Origin of the sequence: Marinobacter sp. M3C (genome assembly GCF_023311895.1) — a bacterium.
Lineage (GTDB): Bacteria > Pseudomonadota > Gammaproteobacteria > Pseudomonadales > Oleiphilaceae > Marinobacter.
Genome location: NZ_CP092284.1, coordinates 2,795,726 through 2,817,813, shown reverse-complemented (window position 1 = coordinate 2,817,813; position 22,088 = coordinate 2,795,726). Strand labels below are relative to the sequence as shown.

Sequence of the window (22,088 nt, the reverse complement as noted above, 5' to 3'; positions counted from 1 at the left end):
TTCAAACACCTGTAGTTCAACCGCCCAAGATTTAAATGCCTAAATCAGCCGGTTGCAGGCGCACACCAGCAATTTTCCACACACCTTCTATCTGAACCATTCGATAGTAGGCGTCCCAGGATTTGCCCTCGGGGCCTTTGAGCTTTACGACCTGAATGTGAAAAATACCGTGAGGCACATTTTCGGTGAACTCAATCTGAGTGGCATTGTGTACGGCAGGATAGGCCTCGCGCACCATATCCACAAACACCTGTGACGATCCAAAGCGGCGCTTGATACCCTCGGATGCATAGGCCCAGGCTTGCTCATCGTCGTTGTTAGCAAACGCTTCGATCTGGCGCAGGATAGAGTCCTGAATCTTGAGCGTATCTTGAATTTCGAGAGTGTCTTGAATTTCGACTTCTTCGTCATTATCGCTGGCAAAAGACTGGGATGCCCAGACAAATGCAAACCCCACACTTATTATCAGAAACAGAACAACGCTCTTTATAGTGTTGGTAAGTTGCTGCTCCATGTTGAAACCCCTTTATTGACCATATTTTAACCAATACGGGTAAAACGGTGATGCGGACTCCCCAAGTGCAAGCACGGTTTTACTTACGACCGGCCTTTTCTGGCCAAATGATGTTGATTAGCGCCTGTCGTCGCCGATCAGGAAAGGCAATGGTATTGTCTGAACGGGCAATGGCCAGCGCCTCACCGAGCATGCGGAACAACTCAACGTTCTGGTGCACACACTTCGGAATGGCCTGGCTACGCAGATATTTCAGGTAAAGCTGCAGATTTTCTTCATCTGACCGCCAGTGCTCGCCGAAGGCATTACGGAACAGAGCGCGTGTTGCAATGGCGCGCCATTCGTCGCAATAACCGTTTTCAAGCCTTTCCGGATAAACATACAAATCCTTGATTTCCTTTTGTATGTTTACAACCACGTGTTCCGGCGGGAACAGCAGCCGCATGGCCAGCAGATCGTAACTGTCGTTCAACTGTTTATTTACGGCGCTTTTGACCCACTCTATTCTGCTCATGATCGTCCGTTCAGTAAGGTATTTACCTTGCGACGATTTTCCATCGCGCAGGGTTTCAGACTGTCCGCTTCTGTAGTCACATACGCTAAGCTGACGCATCGGGATTGAACCCCATACCAGACAAGGAAGACCATGGCCGCTCCGTCCACAAATGCCACCAGTGATAACCCACACATTACCCCCGGTTTTCACGCCGTTCACGCCAACCATCTGGAAGACCTGCGCCGGGCCGTGGTGTTTATTTGCCAACAAAACCCGCTGCCGCCGCTGCAAAGCGAAACGTTTCTGGTGCAAAGCAACGGCATTGCCCAGTGGTTAAAACTGGCGTTGGCGGAAAAACGCTCAGAGGATGGCAGTGAAGGCGGTTTGGGCATTGCCGCCGGTATGGATTTTTTATTCCCGGCGCGGTTTATCTGGCAGGCCTACCGCGCTGTATTGCCAGACGGCGACGTACCAGAGCAATCCCCCTTTGATAAAAGCCGGCTGGTGTGGCGATTGTACCGGCTGTTACCAGAACTGGTTCTTACAGATGAGGCGTTCAACCCTCTGGCACGCTTTTTAGAAGGCAGCGACACGGATTTGCGGGCATTTCAACTGGCAGAAAAAGTGGCGGACCTTTTCGATCAATACCAGGTGTTCCGCGCCGATTGGCTGGCGGCCTGGGAGCAGGGCCGGGATGTGGTGATTAGCACTCGTAATGGTGAAAAACCGATTGAGGAAGATACCCGCTGGCAGCCAATGCTGTGGCGCAAGCTGGTGGAAGACACCGGCGCCGAAGCACACACCAGTCGCTCGCAGATTCACACCCGTTTTATGACACAGGGCCAACAAGTTGCGGCACCCGCCCATCCGAGCCGCTTACCAAAACGCATTGTGGTGTTTGGCGTATCGTCGTTGCCACGCCAGGCGCTTGAGGCCCTGTACGTGCTTAGCCGCTTTAGTCAGGTGGTGCTTTGCGTTCACAATCCCTCGCGGTTCTACTGGGCCGATATTGTTAGCGATCGCGAACTGCTCAAAGCCGAGCGCAAGCGCGGTGCCAGCCACCCTACGCTGTCGCAGATAGACGATGCTGACCAGCTGCATCAACACGCCAATCCACTGTTGGCCGCCTGGGGTAAACAGGGTAGGGATTACATTCGCCTACTGGATGAATTCGACAACCCCGACGAGTACCGCCATAGCTTTCAGACGCCGGATCAGAAAATCGACATCTTTTTCGAGCATGGTAGCGGGCAGGTAATCCGCTTACTGCATCAGCTTCAGAACGACATTTACAATCTGACCCCGTTGCAGGAGATTCGCGCTGAACAGCGCGAACTGAATCTGCAAGACGACCATTCCATGGTGTTTCACGACGCCCACAGCCCACAACGGGAAGTGGAAATACTGCACGACCAGCTGCTGGCCGCGTTCAACGCAGACGCCACTCTGCGCCCCCGCGACATCATGGTAATGGTGCCAGACATCAACGTGTATGCGCCCCATATTCAGGCCGTGTTTGGCCGCTATACCTCCGGGCGCAAGCGCCATATTCCGTTCACCATTTCCGATCAGGGCCAGCGCAACCACGAACCGGTGCTGATAGCTCTGGAAACCCTGATGTCGCTGCCGCGCCACCGCTTTGGCGTAAGCGAGATCATCAGCCTGTTGGAAGTGCCCGGCATTCGTGACCGGTTCGAGATTGCCGAAGAAGAAATCCCCTTGGCGCGGCGCTGGGTAGAAGGCGCCAATATTCGTTGGGGCCTGCACGGTGCCCACCGGGAAAGCCTGGAGCTGCCCGCCGATCTGGAACGCAACACCTGGCAATCCGGCCTGCGTTCCATGCTTTTAGGTTACGGCATGGGCGACGACGAACCCTGGGCCGGCGTTCAGCCCTACGGCGAAATTGGCGGCTTGCAGGCCAGCCTGGCCGGGCGCCTTGGGGACTTTGTCTACCGACTGGAGAACCTCTGGCAAGACCTGCAGGCAAACCGCACACCGCAACAGTGGGAAGCGCTGTTCGCCGCCATGCTGGAACAGTTTTTCCACAAGGTAGAAAGCCATGACTTGTTGCTGCTGAACCGCTTTCGCCGCCAGCTGGAACAATGGCTGGACAACACCCTGGCCGCGGGGCTGGAACAACAGCTGTTACCATTAAACATTGTAAAAGACGTGCTACTGGATGGCCTGGATGAAGGCGGCCTGAACCAGCGTTTTTTGGCTGGCAAGGTGAACTTCGCCACATTGATGCCCATGCGCGCCATACCGTTTCGCACGGTGTGCCTGCTGGGCATGAACGACGGTGATTACCCACGCTCGCGGCCACCGGTGGATTTCGACCTGATGGCGCAAGACTACCGGCCAGGCGACCGTTCCCGGCGGGAAGACGACCGCTATCTGTTTTTGGAAGCCATGCTGTCCGCCCGCGAACAGTTTTACATCAGCTGGGTAGGCCGCAGCATTCGCGACGATTCACCACGGCCGCCATCGGTGCTGGTGGGCCAATTGCAGGATCATTTGAACGGCTTGTGGCAACTGCCAGGGCAGCCCAATGTAGTGATAACGGATGCACTGACCACCTGCCACCCGCTTCAACCGTTCAGCCGAGACTATTTTCCCCAAACCCGACACGCCCGCAGCCTGTTTACCTACGAACACGAATGGCGCAGTGCCCACGGCACCGTCTCGACGGACGCTCAACAGCAGGCGCTGGCGTACCAGCAGCCGGAAGAACCTATCACCCTGAATGATCTGTCCGGCTTTTTGAAAAAACCGATAGACACGTTTTACCAGCGCCGCCTGCAAGTGCGCTTTGAAGACGTGGAAGCCGACGACACCGACACCGAAAACTTTGATTTGAACGGCCTCGACCGCTGGCGCCTGGACACCGAACTGATTGAACAGAGCGTGCTAAAAGCCAGCAACGAAGAAGATCTGGAACAACATCTGGAAACCACTCTGGACCGCATGGCCCGGCGCGGCGACCTTGGCATGGGCATCACCGAGCACCGGCTGCGCAACGAGCTGTCTGGCCGGCTGCCAAATTTATTCGAACGTTATCAAAGCGCGCTGGCCGAATGGCCCGAGGAAGTTGGCGAACCGCTGCCGTTTGAATATCGCCTGGTCAACAGCATCGGCTCGATTGAAGTGCTGGATCTGATTGACCATCTGCGCCGCAATTCAGAGGGCAAGCTCTGCCGGGTGGTCATCGCCGGCTCCAGCCTGCTCACTGGCAGCGGCAATACCAAAAAAATTCGCTACGCCAATCTGATGCGCGACTGGGTCATTCACCTGGCCGGGCAAATGGCAGCGCAGCCCTTTGAAACCCTGATTCTGGGCAAAGAAGAAAAGCGTAATGTGCGCTTTGCGCCTCTGCCCAAAGAAACAGCACGCAAGCACCTGGATGCGATACTGGCGCGCTGGATGGACGGCAGCACCCGCGCGCTGCCGGTGCACTGCGAAGCCGGTTTTGCCTGGATTTACAGCTTTTACCAAAGCAAAAAGTTTCTCGGTGAGCACGAACGCGCCATTAGCGACGCCGAACAGGCCTACACCACCGCGCTGGAGCGCGACACCGGCTATTTGCGCGGCGCGTTTGAAAGCGCTGAATTGTTGCTGGAAAGCGGCGAATTTGAAGCCCTGTTGCACGAGCTCTACGTGCCCCTGTGGGAAGCCGAGCAAGACAAATCCGCCGCCGGTCAGTTTGAGGACAAGGTATGACAGCTACTACACCTTTTATAGCGCCCTTAATGGCGAAGCCAAACCCCAATCTTGACCCATTGGCGCTACCCCTGAACGGCAGCACTCTGATTGAAGCCAGCGCAGGCACCGGCAAAACCTTCACCATTGCCATTTTGTACGTGCGCCTGGTACTGGGCCACGGTCAGCCGGAGGGCGGCGCCCTGGCCGCAGGCCTGGTACCGCCAAACCTGCTGGTGGTGACCTTTACCGACGCTGCCACCAAAGAGCTGCGGGATCGCATTCGCATTCGCCTGACCCAGGCCGCCGAGGTGTTTTCCAATGTCGCCGACAGCACACCGTCCACGGCAGAAACCGCGCTGATTCACCAGCTGCGGGATGACAGCTATCCAGACCCGGCCACCTGGCCGGACTGCCGCAAAAAACTGCTATTGGCAGCAGAGTGGATGGACGAAGCCGCGGTGTCCACCATTCACGCCTGGTGCAACCGAATGCTCAGCGAACACGCATTCGACAGCGGCAGCCTGTTCCGGCTTACCCTGGAAACCGACCAAAGCAGCCTGATGGACGAAGTGGTGCGGGATTACTGGCGTACGTTTATCTATCCGTTATCAGCGGAGCTGATGGACGAGGTTATCGACCACTGGAAAACCCCGGACCATCTGCAAAAGGCGGTGCGCAACTTGCTCTTGGCCGTTGATTCCCTCGACGCGGCTAGCGGCGATGTAGAACAGCTGATTGAGGCAACAACACACCAGCGCAAAAATCAGTCAAAAACACTGAAAGCCCACCCCTGGGCAGACTGGAAGCCCGAAGTAACCGACGTGCTGCTGGCACTGAACAAAAGCAAACGCCTGCACGGCGGCAGTATGAAACCGATGACTACGGCCTGGGACACATTACTAGATTGGGTAAACTCCGATGAACTCTACCCGGCCGGGCTGGAGAAAGCCGGCTTTCAGAACCAGACACCAGAAGTGCTTGCGACAAAACTCAAAGGCGATGGCGATGTGCCACATCACCAGGCTTTTGACGTTATCGCAGAACTGATCGCCTTCAGCGAAAACCTGCCCAGCGCCGAGGCCGATATTCTTCGCCACTCTACCCATTGGATTGCGGCGCGGTTGGAATCGGAAAAACAGAAACGCTCGGAAATGGGTTTTGATGACCTGCTCACCCGGCTGTACGACGCTTTACACGGTCCCCGTGGTGACCAACTGGCGGCCACCATTCGCCGCCAGTTCCCGGTCGCGCTAATAGACGAGTTTCAGGACACCGATCCGGTTCAGTACCGAATCTTCGACCGCATTTACCGGGTAGCAGAGAATCATCCGGATACCTGCCTACTGATGATCGGCGACCCAAAACAGGCCATTTACGGCTTCCGCGGCGCCGACATTTACACGTATTTGGACGCCCGTACCGGCGCCTACGACCGCACCTGGACACTGGGCCGCAACTTCCGCTCGTCCCGGCCTATGGTGGCGGCGGTGAACCGAGTGTTCGAGTATGGCGACCAACACAGCCCCGAAGGCGCCTTTCTGTTCGGCAAAGGCGATGCCTCCGCGCTGCCATTTCAGGCTGTCGAGGCCCACGGCACCAAGCGCCTTTGGGCCATCAACGGCGAGCTGCAACCCAGCTTGACGCTATGGGCCAGTGAAAGCGAAAACACCGACAAAAGCGGCAATCGCAAGGGCCTGGCAAAAGGCAACGCCACCCTTGATGTGGCCGGCACCTGCGCCAGTGAAATTGCGCGCCTGCTGACGTTAGGCCAGCAAAGTTTGGCCGGTTTTGCGCTGGAAACCGATCTGAATGACATCGAGCCGGTAGAACCCAAAGACATCGCTATTCTGGTGAACAACCGTAACGAAGCCGCAGCGGTACGAAATGCGCTAGGGCAGCGGGGAATAAAGAGCGTGTACCTGTCCGACCGGGATTCGGTATTGACGTCTCAAGAGTCAAAAGAAGTGCTGTGCTGGCTAAAAGCGTTTGCCGAACCCCGCCAGCTGGCCTATGCACGCGCAGCCCTGGCCACACCAACCTTGGGTTTGCCTTGGGCCTATCTTGACCAGCTATTGACCAACGAGATGGCCTTGGAGCGCGAAATCGAGCGCTTTATGGGCTACCAGCAGCAATGGCAAAGCCAAGGCGTGCTGCCCATGCTGCGCAGTTTTCTGATGGATTTTAATATACCCGGCCGGCTGCTTCAGCGCGTCGGCGGCGAGCGCCGGCTAACCGACATTCTGCACATTGCCGAACTGCTGCAACAAGACAGCCTGCAGCTGGACGGCGAACACGCGCTGGTGCACCACTTCACCGCCATTCTGCGGGCCGCCGACGACGAAGACGAACACCGCACCCTGCGCCTGGAAAGCGACGCCGGGCTGGTAAAAGTGATCACCGTTCACAAATCCAAAGGCCTGGAATACCCGCTGGTATTTTTGCCCTTTGGCACCGCCTACCGCGCGGAAAACGAAAAACAGGCGTTTGTGCGTTATCACGACGATAACGACCAGCTGATCACCGTGTTCGACCCCACACCCAATGACGTCGAACAAGCGGACAAAGAGCGCCTGGGCGAAGACATCCGCAAACTCTACGTCGCCTTGACTCGCGCCCGGTTTGCCACCTGGGTAGGCGTAACCGAAATTGAAAACTGGCAGCTTAGCGGTTTGGGGTATCTGCTCAGCGGTAACCCTGCCGCCAAACAATCGCTGGGTAACGCCCTGCAACAACTAGCCGCTGACCACGGCGAGCTCTACGTGGAATCCTTACCGGAAGCCACCGATGAACGTTTTTCAGAACCCGCGCCCGCAGCCCTGGGGCCGGCATTGGTGTCTACCCGCGAGGCTCGCGAAGACTGGTGGATTGCCAGCTACTCATCCCTGGAATACAGCGGCCTGTCTGGCACCGGCATTGTGTTTGCCAGCGAGTTCGAAGACGCTGAAACCCAGAACCTGCTCGAAGAAGGCACGCACACCAGCGATGAAGAAGACGCTGCCATTCTGCTCAGCCACAGCCTGCACTATTTTCCCAAGGGCGCAGGCCCCGGCACCTTCCTGCACGATATTCTGGAATGGTGCGTGCAGCAGGGCCTGCAACACCTTGTGGACAATCCGACGCTGCTGCGAGAGCAGCTCACCCGCCGCTGCAGTACACGGGGCTGGAGCGATTGGGTAGACACCCTGGAGCATTGGATACTCGCGCTGATCCGCCAACCGCTTCCGCTGGGCTATAGTCGTGAAAGCCGTGAAAGCGGCGACAGCACCAGCCTGGCCAGCCTGAAAACGCTGCGCCCGGAACTGGAGTTTTGGTTTGAAAGCCGCAACGTCAGCACCCGCGCACTGGACAAGCTGGTTACCCAACATACCCTCAATGGCGCTGACCGCCCACGAGTGGAAGGCGGGCGTTTCAATGGCATGCTGAAAGGTTTTATTGATCTGGTGTTTGAACACAACGGGCAGTATTACGTGCTGGACTATAAATCCAATGTGCTGGGTGACAGCGACAGCGCCTACACCAACCAGGCCATGGGCGAAGCCATCTTGGAAAAACGCTATGACCTGCAATACGTACTTTATCTGCTGGCCCTGCACCGGCTGCTGAAAGCCCGTCTGCCAGATTACGATTACGATCAACACGTGGGCGGTGCGGTCTATCTGTTTTTGCGCGGCATCCATGCGCCGGGAGCCGGGGCGTTTTGCGACAAGCCACCGAAAGCATTGATGGAGCAACTGGATGCCATGTTTGATGGCAAAGCCACGGCCGCGGAGGCAGCAGCATGAGCAAAACCCGGAATTTCGACAACCAGTTTGCCTTTGATCTGGACGAGACGACACCTGTTGCCGCCAGCTTCCGTGATAACACGCTTGCCCTACAGCACACCGATGCTCTGCTAGAACAGCTGGGCGCATGGCAACAAGCCGGTTGGATACGCCCGCTAGACGTTCGCTTTGCGCAGCTGATCCGGGATTTATCAGACGAACAGGGTAAAGCACCGGCACCCCTGGTTTTACTCCTCGCCGCACTGGTCTCCCATCAAGTGGGCCGCGGCCACGTGTGCGTGGACCTTGCAACTCTGATGGCCGATGCCGCAACCACATTGTCACTGCCGCCGGAAGAGGCAACGGCCGCCAGCAGCCAGAACAAGGCAAACCGGGCCAGCTCTGATAAAGAGCTTTTCGCAGATCCGATAAACACCGACCCTGGCCAAACCCGGCCAAGTGACCTGTTGGCACAGGTGTCCGTGCCGGAGTGCCTTGCCGCACTGAACGATGCGTTAGCAGTCAGTGATGGCTCGCACACCACGCCGCTGGTGCTGAGTGGAACCCGGCTGTACCTACGTCGCTTCTGGCGCTACGAACAGTACATTGCTGCCGGCATTCAACAGCGCCTGGCGCAGCCGTCCCCTCTGGCTGACCCGCTATCGCCCGCGGCGGCCACTTTGAGCCAGGCGCTGGACGTGCTGTTTAAACCGCAGGGCCCTTTAAATTCTCAAAGCTCTCAAAATTCTCAAAGCGCTTTAAACTCGCAAAATCCCCAAAGCTCTGTCGATTACCAAAAGCTGGCCTGTGCCTTGGCGGCCCGCAACCGCTTTGCAGTGATTACCGGCGGCCCCGGCACCGGCAAAACCACCACGGTGGTCAACCTGCTTGCGGCCTTGCAGTCAGTCGCAGGCGAGTCACCAGAGCGGGAAGGGCGGGATGGGAAGAAAGGTAAAAAGTACCGCATTCGCCTGGCCGCGCCGACAGGCAAAGCCGCGGCGCGACTGAACGAATCCATCGGCGGCGCTGTCAGCCGGCTGCCCTTGGCACAGTTACCGGGGCAGGTCGCATTGGCGGATATACCCACCAAGGTAACCACCCTGCACCGGCTGCTTGGCAGCCGTCCGGACACTCGCAAATTCCGCCACAACCGCGATAACCCCCTGTTGGTGGATATTCTGGTGATTGACGAAGCCTCCATGGTAGATCTGGATATGATGGCGTCGGTGTTCGATGCACTGCCGGCAAACGCCCAGCTCATTCTGTTAGGTGACAAAGACCAACTAGCCTCGGTAGACGCCGGTGCGGTGCTGGGTGAACTGTGCCAGCGCGCGCCTGACGGGCACTATCTACCAGCGACTGTGCAGTGGCTGAAAACCATCACCGACACCGACATTCCAGCGTTCTTGCAGGATTCAAACGGCCAGCCTCTGGACCAGGCGGTGGCCATGCTGCGCAAGAGTTATCGATTTGCCGAAGGCAGCGGCATTCGCCACCTCGCCGAAGCGGTTAACACCAACACGCTGAGCGCCGACACCCTGCAGCAGGCCCGCGACGCAACCTTTGAGGACGTAGTGTGGCTGAATGGCCGCAGCAAAAAACCATCCCTGGAGAGCACCCAGGCGCTGATCTGTGGCCATGCGGTCAGTGGTAGCCAGCAGGCGTTCAATAGTAACGGGGAAGGACGAATTGATGGCAACGGCCAGCCTCTTCCTCCACCGGTGGGTTACCGCCGCTACTTAACACTGATGCAGGATCACAATCTGGACAGCAACAGCACAACCGGGCAGTGGGACCAACTGGCCAAATCGGTATTGCAAGCTTTCAGTGATTTTCAAATACTCTGCGCCCTGCGCCGAGGGCCCTGGGGCGTGGAAGGGCTGAACGACTTGATCGCCCATCACCTGCTGGCGCAACGGCTGATTCCTCGAGCCGAGGGCTGGTACGCCGGGCGGCCGGTGCTGGTTACCGGTAACGATTACAACCTGGGGCTGATGAACGGGGACGTGGGAATAACCTTCAGTGTTGCCTCGAACATGGTCACTGGCACGGATACAGATCCGCAAAGCGATGGCGAACAAACACAGACAGTGTTGCGCGTGGCCTTTCCCACCAGCGACGGCAGCGGCGACATCCGCTGGATTTCACCCAGCCGGCTCCAACAGCTGGAAACCGTGTACGCCATGACCGTACACAAATCCCAGGGTTCGGAGTTCAACCACACCTGCCTGATACTGCCGGACCGCGTAAGCCCGGTGCTCACACGAGAACTTATTTACACCGGCATTACCCGGGCAAGGAACTGGTTCAGTTTGATAACCGGTGACGCCAGCGTGTTCAGCGATAGCGTGGGGCAGAGAGTGGTGCGGGCTTCGGGATTGGGTGCGGTGCTTGATGGCGATTCGGTAAATTGATCGTTTAGCTCTGGTGGTGACGCCGGCATGCACATAGAAAAAGTTATTAAGAGGAGCTTCAGTCGCCGCAAATGCGTCGGCCGGCCTCCGTGTCTGAGTTCCGAAAACTTCTGCAGCCAAGGATGGCTGCAGTTGAGCCCTACAGGGACGTACTTGTGGGCGATTTTCGGAACTCAGACACGAAGGTCAGCTTACTCAGACGTCTGACACATTCTTTGTCATTTATTTCTCTAATGATGTTTCATCATCACTATGCTGTTGCTGCAACCACAGCCGGGCGTAATAGCCATCCTTTGCCAATAATTCGCTGTGCCCACCGCTCTCCACAATCTGGCCCTCGTCCATCACCAAAATGGTATCCGCATCGCGCACGGTGGACAGGCGGTGAGCGATCACCAACGTAGTGCGCTGCTGGGTCACCGCATTAAGGGCATCCAAAATGGCTTGTTCAGAGATCGAATCCAGCGATGACGTGGCTTCGTCCAGAATCAGCAGCGGCGGATTTTTCAGTAATACACGAGCAATGGCAACCCGCTGTTTTTCGCCACCGGAAAGCTTCAGGCCGCGCTCACCCACCCGGGTGTTATAACCCTCCGGCAGGCTGCGAATGAACTCATCCAGGTTCGCCTGGCGGGCCGCATGGTGCACCTCAGCTTCACTGGCACCGGGGCGGCCGTAAACCAAGTTGCTGTAGATAGTATTATTGAACAGAACCGTGTCTTGCGGCACAACGCCAATCGCCGAGCGCAGGCTATCTTGGGTAATGTTGCGAATGTCTTGCCCATCAATGGTGATGCTGCCGCTGTTTATATCAAAAAACCGGAACAACAACCGTGCCAGGGTGGATTTACCGGCGCCGCTGGCACCAACCACCGCAATGGTGTGGCCCGCAGGTATGGTGATATTTACGCCTTTCAGAATCTGCCGTTCCGGGTGATAGCTGAAGCGCACATCGCGGAACTGCACTTTACCGCTGGTAATGGTCAATGCTTTAGCATCGGCGGCGTCTTCAATCGCCGGCTTATCGCCCAGCAGAGCGAACAGGCGCTCTACATTCACCAGCGACTGGCGAATCTCACGGTACACAAACCCCAGAGCGTTCAGCGGAATGAACAGCTGGATCAGATAGGCGTTCACCATAGTGAAGTCACCCAGGGTCATCTGCCCGCTGGCCACTTCGCGCACGGCCATGGCCATAATAGCCACCATCGAAGCGCCAATAATAAACGCCTGGCCAATATTCAAAACCGCCATAGACGTGCGGTTCTTAAGACGCGCCTGCTCCCACAAATCCAGATCTTCGTCGTATTGTTCGGCTTCAAAGCGCTCGTTGTTAAAGTATTTGACGGTTTCGTAGTTCAGCAAGCTGTCAATGGCGCGGGAATTAGACTGGTTGTCGCGGTTGTTGGCTTCGCGCACAAAAGCCGTACGCCATTCGGTCACGCGAATGGAAAAAACCACGAACACCACCACCGACACCAGTATCGCTATTACGTAACTGACGTTGAAGGCCACCAGCAGAATGCCCGCCACCATCGCGATTTCCAACAAGGTGGGCACAATATTGAACAGGGTGAAACGCAGCAGGAAGCTGATGCCGTTGGTACCGCGCTCTATATCCCGCGCCAGCCCGCCGGTTTTGCGATCCAGATGAAACGCTAATTCGCGAGCGTGAAGGTGGTTAAACACCCGCAACGACACCCGCCGCATGGCGCGTTCGGCCACACGGGCGAAGATGGCGTCACGCAGTTCGCTGAACAGGGTGCTGCCAAAACGCAACGCACCATAGGCCAGCACTAACATTAGCGGGATCCACAGCACCATGTCGGCGCCGCGATTTTGATCCAGATAATCGACGATATATTTCAATGCAATCGGCGTGGTGACTATGGCCACTTTCGCCATGATCAGCATGCTGACCGCCAGTATCACCCGGCCACGGTATTCCGCCAGGTAGGGCCATAGGCCGGCGATGATTTTCCAGTCCGGCTTGTGATTGGCGGGGTAGTCGTTATCGGCGTAGGGGCGCACAGAGATTCCTTAATGGTCAAACAGCAGAGGGGCGTATGATAAACCCTTTTAGCAATACAGATCGTAAGTCTGCAGACGTTTACAGTACCCACTCATCAGGAGGCACACTATCAACACCGTTCATCGCGAAGCTTTGAAACTGGTTGTCGGGTTTATTCATCCCTATCGCAAAGCCGTTGCGGGCGCGATAGTCGCCCTAGTTATTACGGCGGGAATCACCCTTGGATTAGGTCAGGGGCTACGTATTCTGGTGGACCAAGGGTTGGCCACCGAGTCACCGGCCAATCTGGCGCGGGCTGTGGGGCTGTTTTTTGTTTTGGTTCTTGGCTTGGCAGCGGGTTCTTTTGCCCGGTTTTATCTGGTGTCGTGGATTGGCGAGCGAGTGGTCGCCGATATCCGTAAACGGGTGTTCAATCACCTGATTGATCTGAACCCCGGATTTTTCGAGAGCAACCGAGCGCTGGAAATTCAATCGCGGTTTACAGCTGATACGACCGTGCTGCAATCAGTGATTGGCTCCACAGTGTCAATTGCCCTACGTAATGCGCTCATGCTGATCGGCGGTTTGCTGCTATTGTTTATCACCAACGCCAAACTGGCGTCTGTGATCGTGCTGGGCTTTCCACTGGTGATTGTGCCCATCGTTATTTTTGGCCGACGGGTGCGACAGCTGTCACGCCTGAGCCAGGACCGGGTAGCCGATGTGGGCAGCTACGTGGGCGAAAATTTAACCCAGATAAAAACCCTGCAGGCGTTTAACCACCAACCCCACGACCGCCAACACTTTTCTGATGTATCCGAAAGCGCCTTTGATATTGCCCATGACCGCATTCGCCAACGTGCCTGGTTGACCACCATGGCTATTACTTTGGTGATGGGTGCCGTAGGTGTGGTGATTTGGATTGGTGGTCTGGATGTGATTTACGGCCGCATTACACCGGGCGAGCTGGCCGCTTTTGTGTTCTACAGTTTATTGGTAGGTGTTGCTGCTGGAGCCATCAGTGAGGTGATTGGGGAACTGCAACGGGCGGCAGGTTCAGCCGCACGACTATTCGAGCTATTACAGACCAAGTCTGAGTTTCAGCGCCCGGTCGATTTACCCGAGCAGTTTCCTCAGCCGGTAAAAGGTGAAATACGTCTTGAACACCTGACGTTCAGCTACCCGGGCCGCAGCGCTCAGCCCGCCCTGCAGGACGTGTGCCTAGAGGTGCGGGCAGGCGAGACATTAGCGATTGTGGGGCCATCAGGGGCGGGCAAATCCACCTTGTTTGATCTGCTGCTACACTTTTACCAACCCAGCAGCGGCTGCGTGCGCATTGATGGCACGGATACCCGTGATGTATCACTGCAAGCCCTGCGCAGCTGCTTTGCCTTGGTGCCACAGAATCCTGCTCTGTTCCACGGTACAGTTGCCGATAACATTCGCTACGCACGTCCGCAGGCGACCCAGGCCGATGTCGAAGAGGCCGCCGGCATTGCCCACGCCCATGAGTTTATCGTGGCTCTACCCGACGGCTACCAAACCCGACTGGGTGATGGCGGGCTAGGTCTGTCCGGTGGCCAGAAACAACGCCTGGCCATTGCCCGTGCGCTATTGGCGGATGCTCCCATTCTGCTACTGGACGAAGCTACCAGCGCGCTGGACGCCCATAGCGAGAATCTGGTTCAGCAGGCCATGCCGGCGCTTACAACCGGCCGTACCACGCTGGTGATTGCCCATCGTCTCGCCACGGTGCGGGACGCAGACCGCATTGCCGTATTTGACCAAGGCCGTTTGCTGGCGGTGGGCAGCCACCAGCAATTAATGCAGGAAAACGGCCTCTATCAGCGCCTGGCGCAGCTCCAGTTCCGCAACCAAACTGGAGAATAGCGTTGTTTTGTGCTACCGTAGTTCTTATAATTTTGCAACAAATCGAGCCACATTTAATTCAGGTTCGATCAATTATACCCACCCAGGGAGAATAGCAACGTGACTAACAAAGAACTTCAAGCACTTAAAGAACGCTATGTAGCAGCCGGCGCCGCAAGTCCCAACGAACAGTTTGCAGACCACGCCACCAACTCCGAAATCTGGGATGCCGATGGCAAACGCATGATCGACTTCGCCGGTGGTATTGGCGTGTTGAACATTGGCCATCGCCATCCAAAAGTAGTGGAAGCGGTAAAGGCGCAGCTGGACAAGTTGATGCACACTTGCCAGACAGTCATGCCCTACGAGGGTTATGTGCGGTTAGCGCAGAAACTCAGCGACGTAACACCTGTTCGCGGCCACGCCAAAGTTATGCTGGCCAACTCCGGAGCCGAGGCCCTGGAAAACGCGGTGAAGATTGCCCGCGCAGCAACCGGTCGCACCAACGTGATTTGTTTTGACGGCGGTTATCACGGCCGTACCTTCATGACCATGGCGATGAACGGCAAAGCAGCTCCTTACCAAACAGACTTCGGCCCCATGCCGGGCATGGTGTACCGCGCGCCCTACCCAGTGGCCTATCACGGCGTCAGCGAAGACGAAGCTCTACGTGGCCTGGCCATGACCATGAAAACGGATTCTCCGGCCCACAATACCGCCGCCATTGTTATTGAACCGGTATTGGGCGAGGGCGGCTTCTATCCGGCACCTGCCAGCTTTATGAAGGCCCTGCGCAAAATCTGCGACGACAACGGCATCGTGTTAATTGTCGATGAAGTACAAAGCGGGTTTGGCCGCACCGGCAAGATGTTTGCCATTGAGCACACAGGCGTTGAACCGGACATGATGACCATGGCCAAGAGCATGGCCGATGGTATGCCGATTTCTGCCATTGTAGGCACCGATAAAATCATGGATTCGTGTGGCCCTAACTCTCTGGGTGGCACCTACACCGGCAGCCCCACAGCCTGCGCAGCTGCGCTAGCGGTGTTTGAAGTATTCGAGACCGAGGATATTCTGGGCAAAAGTCAGCGCCTGGGCGAAAAACTGAACCAACGTTTCAGCCAATGGCAGGAGCAGTTTGTTCACGTTGACAATGTGCGTACCCTGGGCTCCATGGCCGCGTTTGAATTGGTAGAAAGTAAAGATACCCACAAACCCATGCCAGAGCTCGTCGGGGCCATCACCAAACTCGCCAAAGCCAAAGGGTTGATTGTGCTTGGCTGTGGTTTATACGGCAACACGCTGCGCTTTCTGATGCCGGTTACCATCGAAGACGAGGTACTGGAAGAAGGTTTGGCCATTTTGGAACATTGCCTGCAGGAAGCGGGCGCCTGATCCGCACTCGCTTTCTCTGAAAAGCCGGGCCAAGCGCCCGGCTTTTTTGTGTCTGTTAGTCACCAGAAATTGAATCGACCGTGCCAGGCTCGGCGTATTTACCTAGCAGCCCTTATTTCTCGTATACTGCGTTCAGTGCCCAATGAAGCTCGCGTAACTTTGCCAGCCTCGTTGCCATTTCATCAACCAGGCATAATCATGACGTCACCGAATACTGAATCTGTATCCGATCACAAACCCAGGCCCTGGATAGACCTACTGGTCAGTATCATTATTCCTTCCGTTATTCTGATGAAGTTCAGCGGCGATGAATACCTGGGCAGCGTAAATGCGCTGATTGTTGGTCTGGCGTTTCCCTTGGGATGGGGTCTGTTTGAATTGATCCGCTATGGGAAAAAGAACTTTATTGCCTTGTTGGGGATAATCAGTGTGACCCTCACCGGCGGCATTGGCTTGCTGGAATTAGACGCCGGCTGGCTGGCCATTAAAGAAGCCGCGGTGCCTGCGGTGATTGGTCTGGCTGTGCTGGTGTCTACCCGCACCCGTTACCCACTGGTACGCACATTGCTTTACAACCCCAACGTGCTAAACGTAGATAAGATTCACCAAACGTTGGCAGAAAAAGGCAAAGTCGCGGAGTTTGAGGCCCGGTTACTGAACGCCAGCTACTTTTTTGCCGCTACTTTTCTGTTCTCATCGATCATGAACTACGTGCTCGCACGCTGGATTGTGACCAGTGACGCTGGCACCCAAGCATTCAACGAGGAACTGGGGAGAATGACGCTGGTCAGCTACCCGATGATTGCCATTCCTTCTATGGTGATGATGATGCTCATTTTCTGGTACTTGTGGCGCACCATTAGTCGCTTGACCGGGTACAAACTGGAACAGGTAATGGCGCCTCATCTGGCTGATAAATAAAGTAAATTTTAAGCATAAAAAACGGCGAAGATTTACATCTTCGCCGTTTTTTTGATCCCGAATTTTAGAAAAATCAGATATCCAGGTTGGTCACTTCCAAAGCATGTGTCTGAATGAAGTTACGGCGCGGCTCGACATCGTCGCCCATCAGCGTGGTGAACATCTGGTCAGCGGCAAAAGCGTCTTCAATGTTCACTTTCATCATACGGCGAGATTCCGGGTCCATGGTGGTTTCCCACAGTTGTTCCGGGTTCATCTCGCCCAGACCCTTATAACGCTGAAGGGTCAGGCCGCGCTGGGCTTCTTTTATCAGCCAGGCGAGGGCGCCTTCAAACGACAAGACAGCCTGCTTACGCTCACCACGCTGAACAAAGGCTCCTTCTTCAACCAGAGTGTCCAGGGTTTCACCCAGGCGGGCGATGGCTTTGTAAGACGGCGCCTCAAAGAACGTATGGCTGAACACGTGCTCGTGAGCCATGCCGTGTAAATGCACGGTTACCATGGGCAAATACAGATCGCGCTCGGTGTCGTGATGTACAGAGAACACGTACTTTGTGCCAGTACGGGTATCCAGTTCCAGGTTACTACCCAGGCGACCTACCCAGCTGGCAACGGCGCTTTCGTCTTTCAGCTGTTCCGGTGTGAGGGTGTTGTTGTGCAGCATCTGCTCCAGCACCTTAGACGGGTAGGCGCGCGACAGGCGATCAATCATCGCCATCACGGCCTGATAGTCCTTCACCATGGTTTCCAGGGCAGAATCCTTGATGGCAGGCGCATCGGCGTTAACGAACAGCTGTGCGCCTTCCAATGCGGTTTGGGTCAAATAACTCTCGCGGGCATTTTCATCCTTCAGATACTGCTCTTGCTTGCCGCGCTTTACTTTGTACAGCGGTGGCATGGCAATGAACACGTGGCCGCGCTCAATCACTTCACGCATCTGACGGAACAGGAAGGTCAGCAGCAGGGTGCGGATGTGCGAACCATCTACGTCGGCGTCGGTCATGATGATAATGGAATGATAACGCAGTTTTTCAACGTTAAACTCTTCGCGCCCAATGCCACAACCCAGAGCCGTAATCAGGTTACCGACTTCTGCAGATGACAGCATCTTGTCAAAGCGGGCTTTTTCAACGTTCAGGATTTTACCCTTCAGCGGCAGAATCGCCTGGTTTCGCCGTTCCCGACCCTGCTTTGCGCTACCGCCGGCGGAATCACCCTCCACTATAAACAGTTCGGAAAGAGCGGGATCCTTTTCCTGACAGTCGGCCAGTTTGCCGGGCAGACCGGCAATATCCAGAGCGCCTTTGCGGCGGGTCATGTCACGGGCTTTACGTGCTGCTTCGCGGGCACGAGCGGCCTCGATCATCTTGTTGACAATTAGCCTTGCTTCACTGGGCTGCTCCTGAAGATAAGCTGAAAAGCTCTGATAGAGCTCCTGTTCCACAGCGGTCTTCACCTCGGAAGACACCAACTTGTCTTTGGTTTGGGAAGAAAACTTTGGGTCTGGCACCTTCACACTGATGATAGCAGTCAGACCTTCCCGGGCGTCGTCGCCGGAGGTGCTCACTTTGGCTTTCTTACCCAAGCCTTCGTGCTCGATGTAGGTATTCAATGAACGAGTCAGTGCCGTACGAAATCCAACCAGGTGAGTACCGCCATCACGCTGTGGAATATTATTGGTAAAACAGTAAATATTTTCCTGGAACGCATCGTTCCACTGCATAGCCACTTCTACTTCAATACCGTCTTCACGCTGATGAGTAAAATGAAACACCCGATTGACGGGGGTTTTGTTGGTGTTCAAGTGTTCTACAAACGCCCGCAAACCACCTTCATATTCAAAGATTTCTTCTTTTCCACTGCGCTCATCGGTCAGACGAATGCGGACACCGCTGTTCAGAAACGCCAGTTCCCGTACCCGTTTTGCCAAAATTTCGTAGTGAAACTTGATATTGGTGAACGTAGCTTCTGACGGAATGAAGTGTACCTTGGTGCCATTAGCGTCAGTACTGCCGACCTCGTGCAGAGGCGCCGCTGGAACACCGTGGTTATAAGTCTGCTCGTATACTTTGCCGTTGCGACGAATGGTTAACGTCAACACTGAGGATAGAGCATTAACAACCGACACGCCCACACCGTGAAGGCCGCCCGACACTTTATAGGTGTTGTCGTCAAACTTACCGCCGGCGTGGAGTACAGTCATGATAACTTCGGCAGCAGAAATGCCTTCGCCTTCGTGCAGATCAACTGGAATACCGCGACCATTGTCGTGCACGCTGATGGACTCGTCCGGATGAATACGAATTCCGATTTCTGTGCAGTGGCCGGCTAGCGCTTCGTCAATGGAGTTGTCTACCAGTTCGAACACCATGTGGTGCAGGCCGGTGCCGTCGTCCGTATCGCCGATGTACATGCCAGGCCGCTTGCGCACAGCGTCCAGGCCTTTGAGTACTTTGATACTGGAGGAATTGTAGGTTGATTCACTCATTAAAAAAACTCCTGAAGGCTGATGACCGCAGCGTGATTAAAAAAGGCGGCCAGCTAATGTTCTTCCGTTACCTGACCATGTTCCACGTGGAACATTCTGAAATCCGGCGTTGTTGTACCCGGCCATAAGGTGTCGGGCGTCTGCTTTTCGATAGAGCTGATGAACACCTGACACTGCAGCGATCGTAATTTTTCGGCCAACATTTGCCGGTGTCGACTATCCAGTTCGGCGTTTATGTCGTCCAATAAAAACGTGACCTGCTTACCCAACGGACGTAAAACCATGCCCTGGGCAATCTTCATTAAAATGACCAATGTCTTTTGCTGACCGCGGGACAGTATTTCCGCCACCGGCCGGCCCTGTATTTTTAAACGAATGTCAGCTCGGTTGGGCCCATACAGAGTGTGGCCCATTCGACGTTCCTGATCCCGATGATTAATCAACACATCCGCCAACGGTTGTGCATGATCCCAGCCAGGATAAAACTCCATTTTAAGTTGATTCGCCCAGGTTGCATCGGTTTCACCGAGAAGCAACCAGAAGGCCTCTTTAAACAGGGCAAACGCCGCAAGACGGTCATCCGTCACTCGGTTGCTTAACAGGTCATACTGGGCATCCCAGGCCCGCATCAACGATTCATCTATTCTACCATTTCTCAGCGTTTGGTTCCGCTGTGATATTACCCGCTGACATTTCTGCCAAGCGCCGCCAAAAGAAGGTTCCACGTGGAACACTGACCAATCCAGGAACTGCCGGCGCTTACCCGGGCCTCCGGCCACAATATCAAACACGCCCGGGTCGATCACCAATACCGGGAGATGTCGCGCTAACGCCGACAGATTGCGCACGGCTTCACCGTCTACCCTAAGAATTGTCTCCTTAAGACCAACATCTCGGGAAATGCCCAAGCGATGCGCATAACTTGAGGCATCGGCTTCAGGTATCGTCTTCAGACTGGAATTAAGAGTGCCCGCATCCAGGCCGCCAAACACCGTAAATCGCTGCTGCTGATGTTGAACCACAGCCTGGTGGCGACTAACCCGAAACGAACGACCCAGGCCGAGGTAGCCGATGGCTTCGAGCAAACTGGTTTTACCACTGCCATTGGCGCCGCATATCAGGTTAAAAGCAGGGGAGAAGGTGACAGGCTTTGCCGCCAGGTTACGAAAGTGTTCGGTTTGCAGTGTAATCAGTGCCATAAAAAAACCAAGGGCCTAAGCCCCTAGTGCAACATCTTTAAGCGGTCGTCCATGAACATATCCATTTCCGGCGCCAATATGTGTACGTAACGGTCAAAATACAAAAATTGCTTCAACAGCAGCGCAAATTCCCGCGGAAAGTGCAGCCCATGATTTTCACCTACTTTGACCATATCCATCAGCAGATGATTGACGTCGTCTTCAGCCTGGCCCGCCGTGTAAGCAACGGTATCTGGCACCATCTGATCCATTTTGGAGTAAAGCGTGCGCAAATCATTGGCAAGCAAACTGGCTTCAACCGTGTGTCGAGTAACCCCAATGCGGATCATTGCATCGGCCATGCCATCGAAATTACCGACCATCACAGTCTGAATAAAATCGTTCACCGCTTGCCAGGTGTCGGGCGCAATACGCCCAACTATCCCGAAGTCGATAAACCCAACCCGACCGTCGCGCAACACCATCAAATTACCGGCGTGTACATCGGCGTGAAAAAACTCACATTGGGTAAGGCTGGAAAACCAGGTGTTCATGGCAGTAATCAGGGTTCCTTCCGGATCATCTGTGTATCCGCGAATACTGTCCAGATCGGTCAGAGGAACACCGTGAAAACGTTCCATTACCAGAATGCGGCGGGAGCTACATTGCTCATAAACTTTCGGCACGGTGGCGTCGGTGTTATGAGTGTCGTGTAAAAACCGCCTGAAAACCTCAAGGTTATTGGCTTCCTTAATGAAATCGCACTCTTCCATCATTGTGCGCTGAATTTCATCAACAATGGCGGATAACGATGTCCACGACAGCTTTGGAGCTAGAGTTTCGAGGATTCGGGCAGATACGTACAAAAAGTTCAGGTCCGTGAGCAGAATATTGCGTACACCGGGTTTTTGCACCTTAATAACCACTTCTTCACCACTGATCAACCGCGCGACGTGCACCTGGGCAATGGATGCCGACGCCAGGGCTACTGGGTCTATGTCGGTGAACACCTCATCCAACGGACGGCCTAACTCTTCCTCAATAATTTTTCGAATCACCCGATACGGCAGGTTTGGGGTGCTGTCCAGGCAACCCTGAAACTCTTCCACATACTCTCTTGGAAAAAAAGTCGGTGAACTGGCAATGAATTGCCCCAGCTTTATATAGGTCGCACCCAAGGATTCAAAGGTCTGCCGCAGTAAACGCGGAGCAGGGGGTCGGTCACCGCGCACCCAGTTAAACCCAGTGCGCCCGAGCACGCTCATGGTCTGGCCAATACGAAACACACCTTTTATACCATCTTTTAAACGTGTCACCATGCCCCGGAACTCCTGTTATT

At 55.3% G+C, this 22,088-nt stretch carries 12 protein-coding genes; 6 read left to right on the top strand and 6 right to left on the bottom strand.

Annotated features, from left to right (window positions below; all coding sequences use genetic code 11):
- Positions 1-31 precede the first annotated feature (31 nt).
- Complete coding sequence (locus MIH18_RS13270) at positions 32-514, bottom strand: DUF4864 domain-containing protein (protein WP_249006966.1); 483 nt, start codon at positions 512-514, stop codon at positions 32-34.
- Between the two features lie 79 nt (positions 515-593).
- Positions 594-1,028, bottom strand: coding sequence for a hypothetical protein (locus tag MIH18_RS13265; protein ID WP_249012590.1), 435 nt, complete (start codon positions 1,026-1,028; stop codon positions 594-596).
- Positions 1,029-1,160: 132 nt separating this feature from the next.
- Here MIH18_RS13265 and recC point away from each other — a divergent pair, with 132 nt between their 5' ends.
- The 3 genes from recC to recD are packed head-to-tail and all read left to right on the top strand — an operon-like array spanning position 1,161 to position 10,884.
- Positions 1,161-4,727 (top strand): exodeoxyribonuclease V subunit gamma, encoded by a 3,567-nt coding sequence (recC, locus tag MIH18_RS13260; protein ID WP_249006964.1) that lies wholly within the window; start codon positions 1,161-1,163, stop codon positions 4,725-4,727.
- Positions 4,724-8,491, top strand: coding sequence for an exodeoxyribonuclease V subunit beta (recB, locus tag MIH18_RS13255; RefSeq protein WP_249006963.1), 3,768 nt, complete (start codon positions 4,724-4,726; stop codon positions 8,489-8,491). Before recC ends, recB begins: the two co-directional genes overlap by 4 nt.
- The gene (recD, locus tag MIH18_RS13250) at positions 8,488-10,884 is read left to right on the top strand and encodes an exodeoxyribonuclease V subunit alpha (RefSeq protein WP_249006962.1); all 2,397 of its coding nucleotides are present in this window, start codon (positions 8,488-8,490) and stop codon (positions 10,882-10,884) included. The genes recB and recD overlap by 4 nt, the downstream gene beginning before the upstream one ends.
- Positions 10,885-11,106: 222 nt before the next feature.
- Here recD and MIH18_RS13245 read toward each other — a convergent pair whose 3' ends face one another.
- Positions 11,107-12,915 carry an ABC transporter ATP-binding protein/permease gene (locus MIH18_RS13245; RefSeq protein ID WP_249012589.1) on the bottom strand — a complete coding sequence of 603 codons (1,809 nt, stop codon included), beginning with the start codon at positions 12,913-12,915 and terminating at the stop codon, positions 11,107-11,109.
- Between the two features lie 133 nt (positions 12,916-13,048).
- Between MIH18_RS13245 and MIH18_RS13240 the strand changes: the two genes are divergently transcribed.
- The 3 genes from MIH18_RS13240 (at position 13,049) to MIH18_RS13230 (ending at position 17,083) form a co-directional block, all read left to right on the top strand.
- The gene (locus MIH18_RS13240) at positions 13,049-14,785 is read left to right on the top strand and encodes an ABC transporter transmembrane domain-containing protein (protein ID WP_249012588.1); all 1,737 of its coding nucleotides are present in this window, start codon (positions 13,049-13,051) and stop codon (positions 14,783-14,785) included.
- A gap of 99 nt (positions 14,786-14,884) precedes the next feature.
- Complete coding sequence (gene gabT, locus MIH18_RS13235) at positions 14,885-16,162, top strand: 4-aminobutyrate--2-oxoglutarate transaminase (RefSeq protein ID WP_249006959.1); 1,278 nt, start codon at positions 14,885-14,887, stop codon at positions 16,160-16,162.
- A gap of 198 nt (positions 16,163-16,360) precedes the next feature.
- Positions 16,361-17,083, top strand: a complete 723-nt coding sequence (locus MIH18_RS13230; RefSeq protein WP_249006958.1) for a VC0807 family protein — start codon at positions 16,361-16,363, stop codon at positions 17,081-17,083.
- A gap of 73 nt (positions 17,084-17,156) precedes the next feature.
- Here MIH18_RS13230 and gyrB read toward each other — a convergent pair whose 3' ends face one another.
- From gyrB to MIH18_RS13215, 3 genes are read right to left on the bottom strand one after another with little or no spacing between them, the layout of a single operon-like run.
- Positions 17,157-19,571, bottom strand: coding sequence for a DNA topoisomerase (ATP-hydrolyzing) subunit B (gene gyrB / locus MIH18_RS13225; RefSeq protein WP_249006957.1), 2,415 nt, complete (start codon positions 19,569-19,571; stop codon positions 17,157-17,159).
- Positions 19,572-19,624: 53 nt separating this feature from the next.
- Positions 19,625-20,770 (bottom strand): DNA replication/repair protein RecF, encoded by a 1,146-nt coding sequence (recF, locus tag MIH18_RS13220; protein ID WP_249012587.1) that lies wholly within the window; start codon positions 20,768-20,770, stop codon positions 19,625-19,627.
- Positions 20,771-20,793: 23 nt separating this feature from the next.
- The gene (locus MIH18_RS13215; RefSeq protein WP_249006955.1) at positions 20,794-22,068 is read right to left on the bottom strand and encodes an AarF/ABC1/UbiB kinase family protein; all 1,275 of its coding nucleotides are present in this window, start codon (positions 22,066-22,068) and stop codon (positions 20,794-20,796) included.
- Between the last annotated feature and the right edge of the window lie 20 nt (positions 22,069-22,088).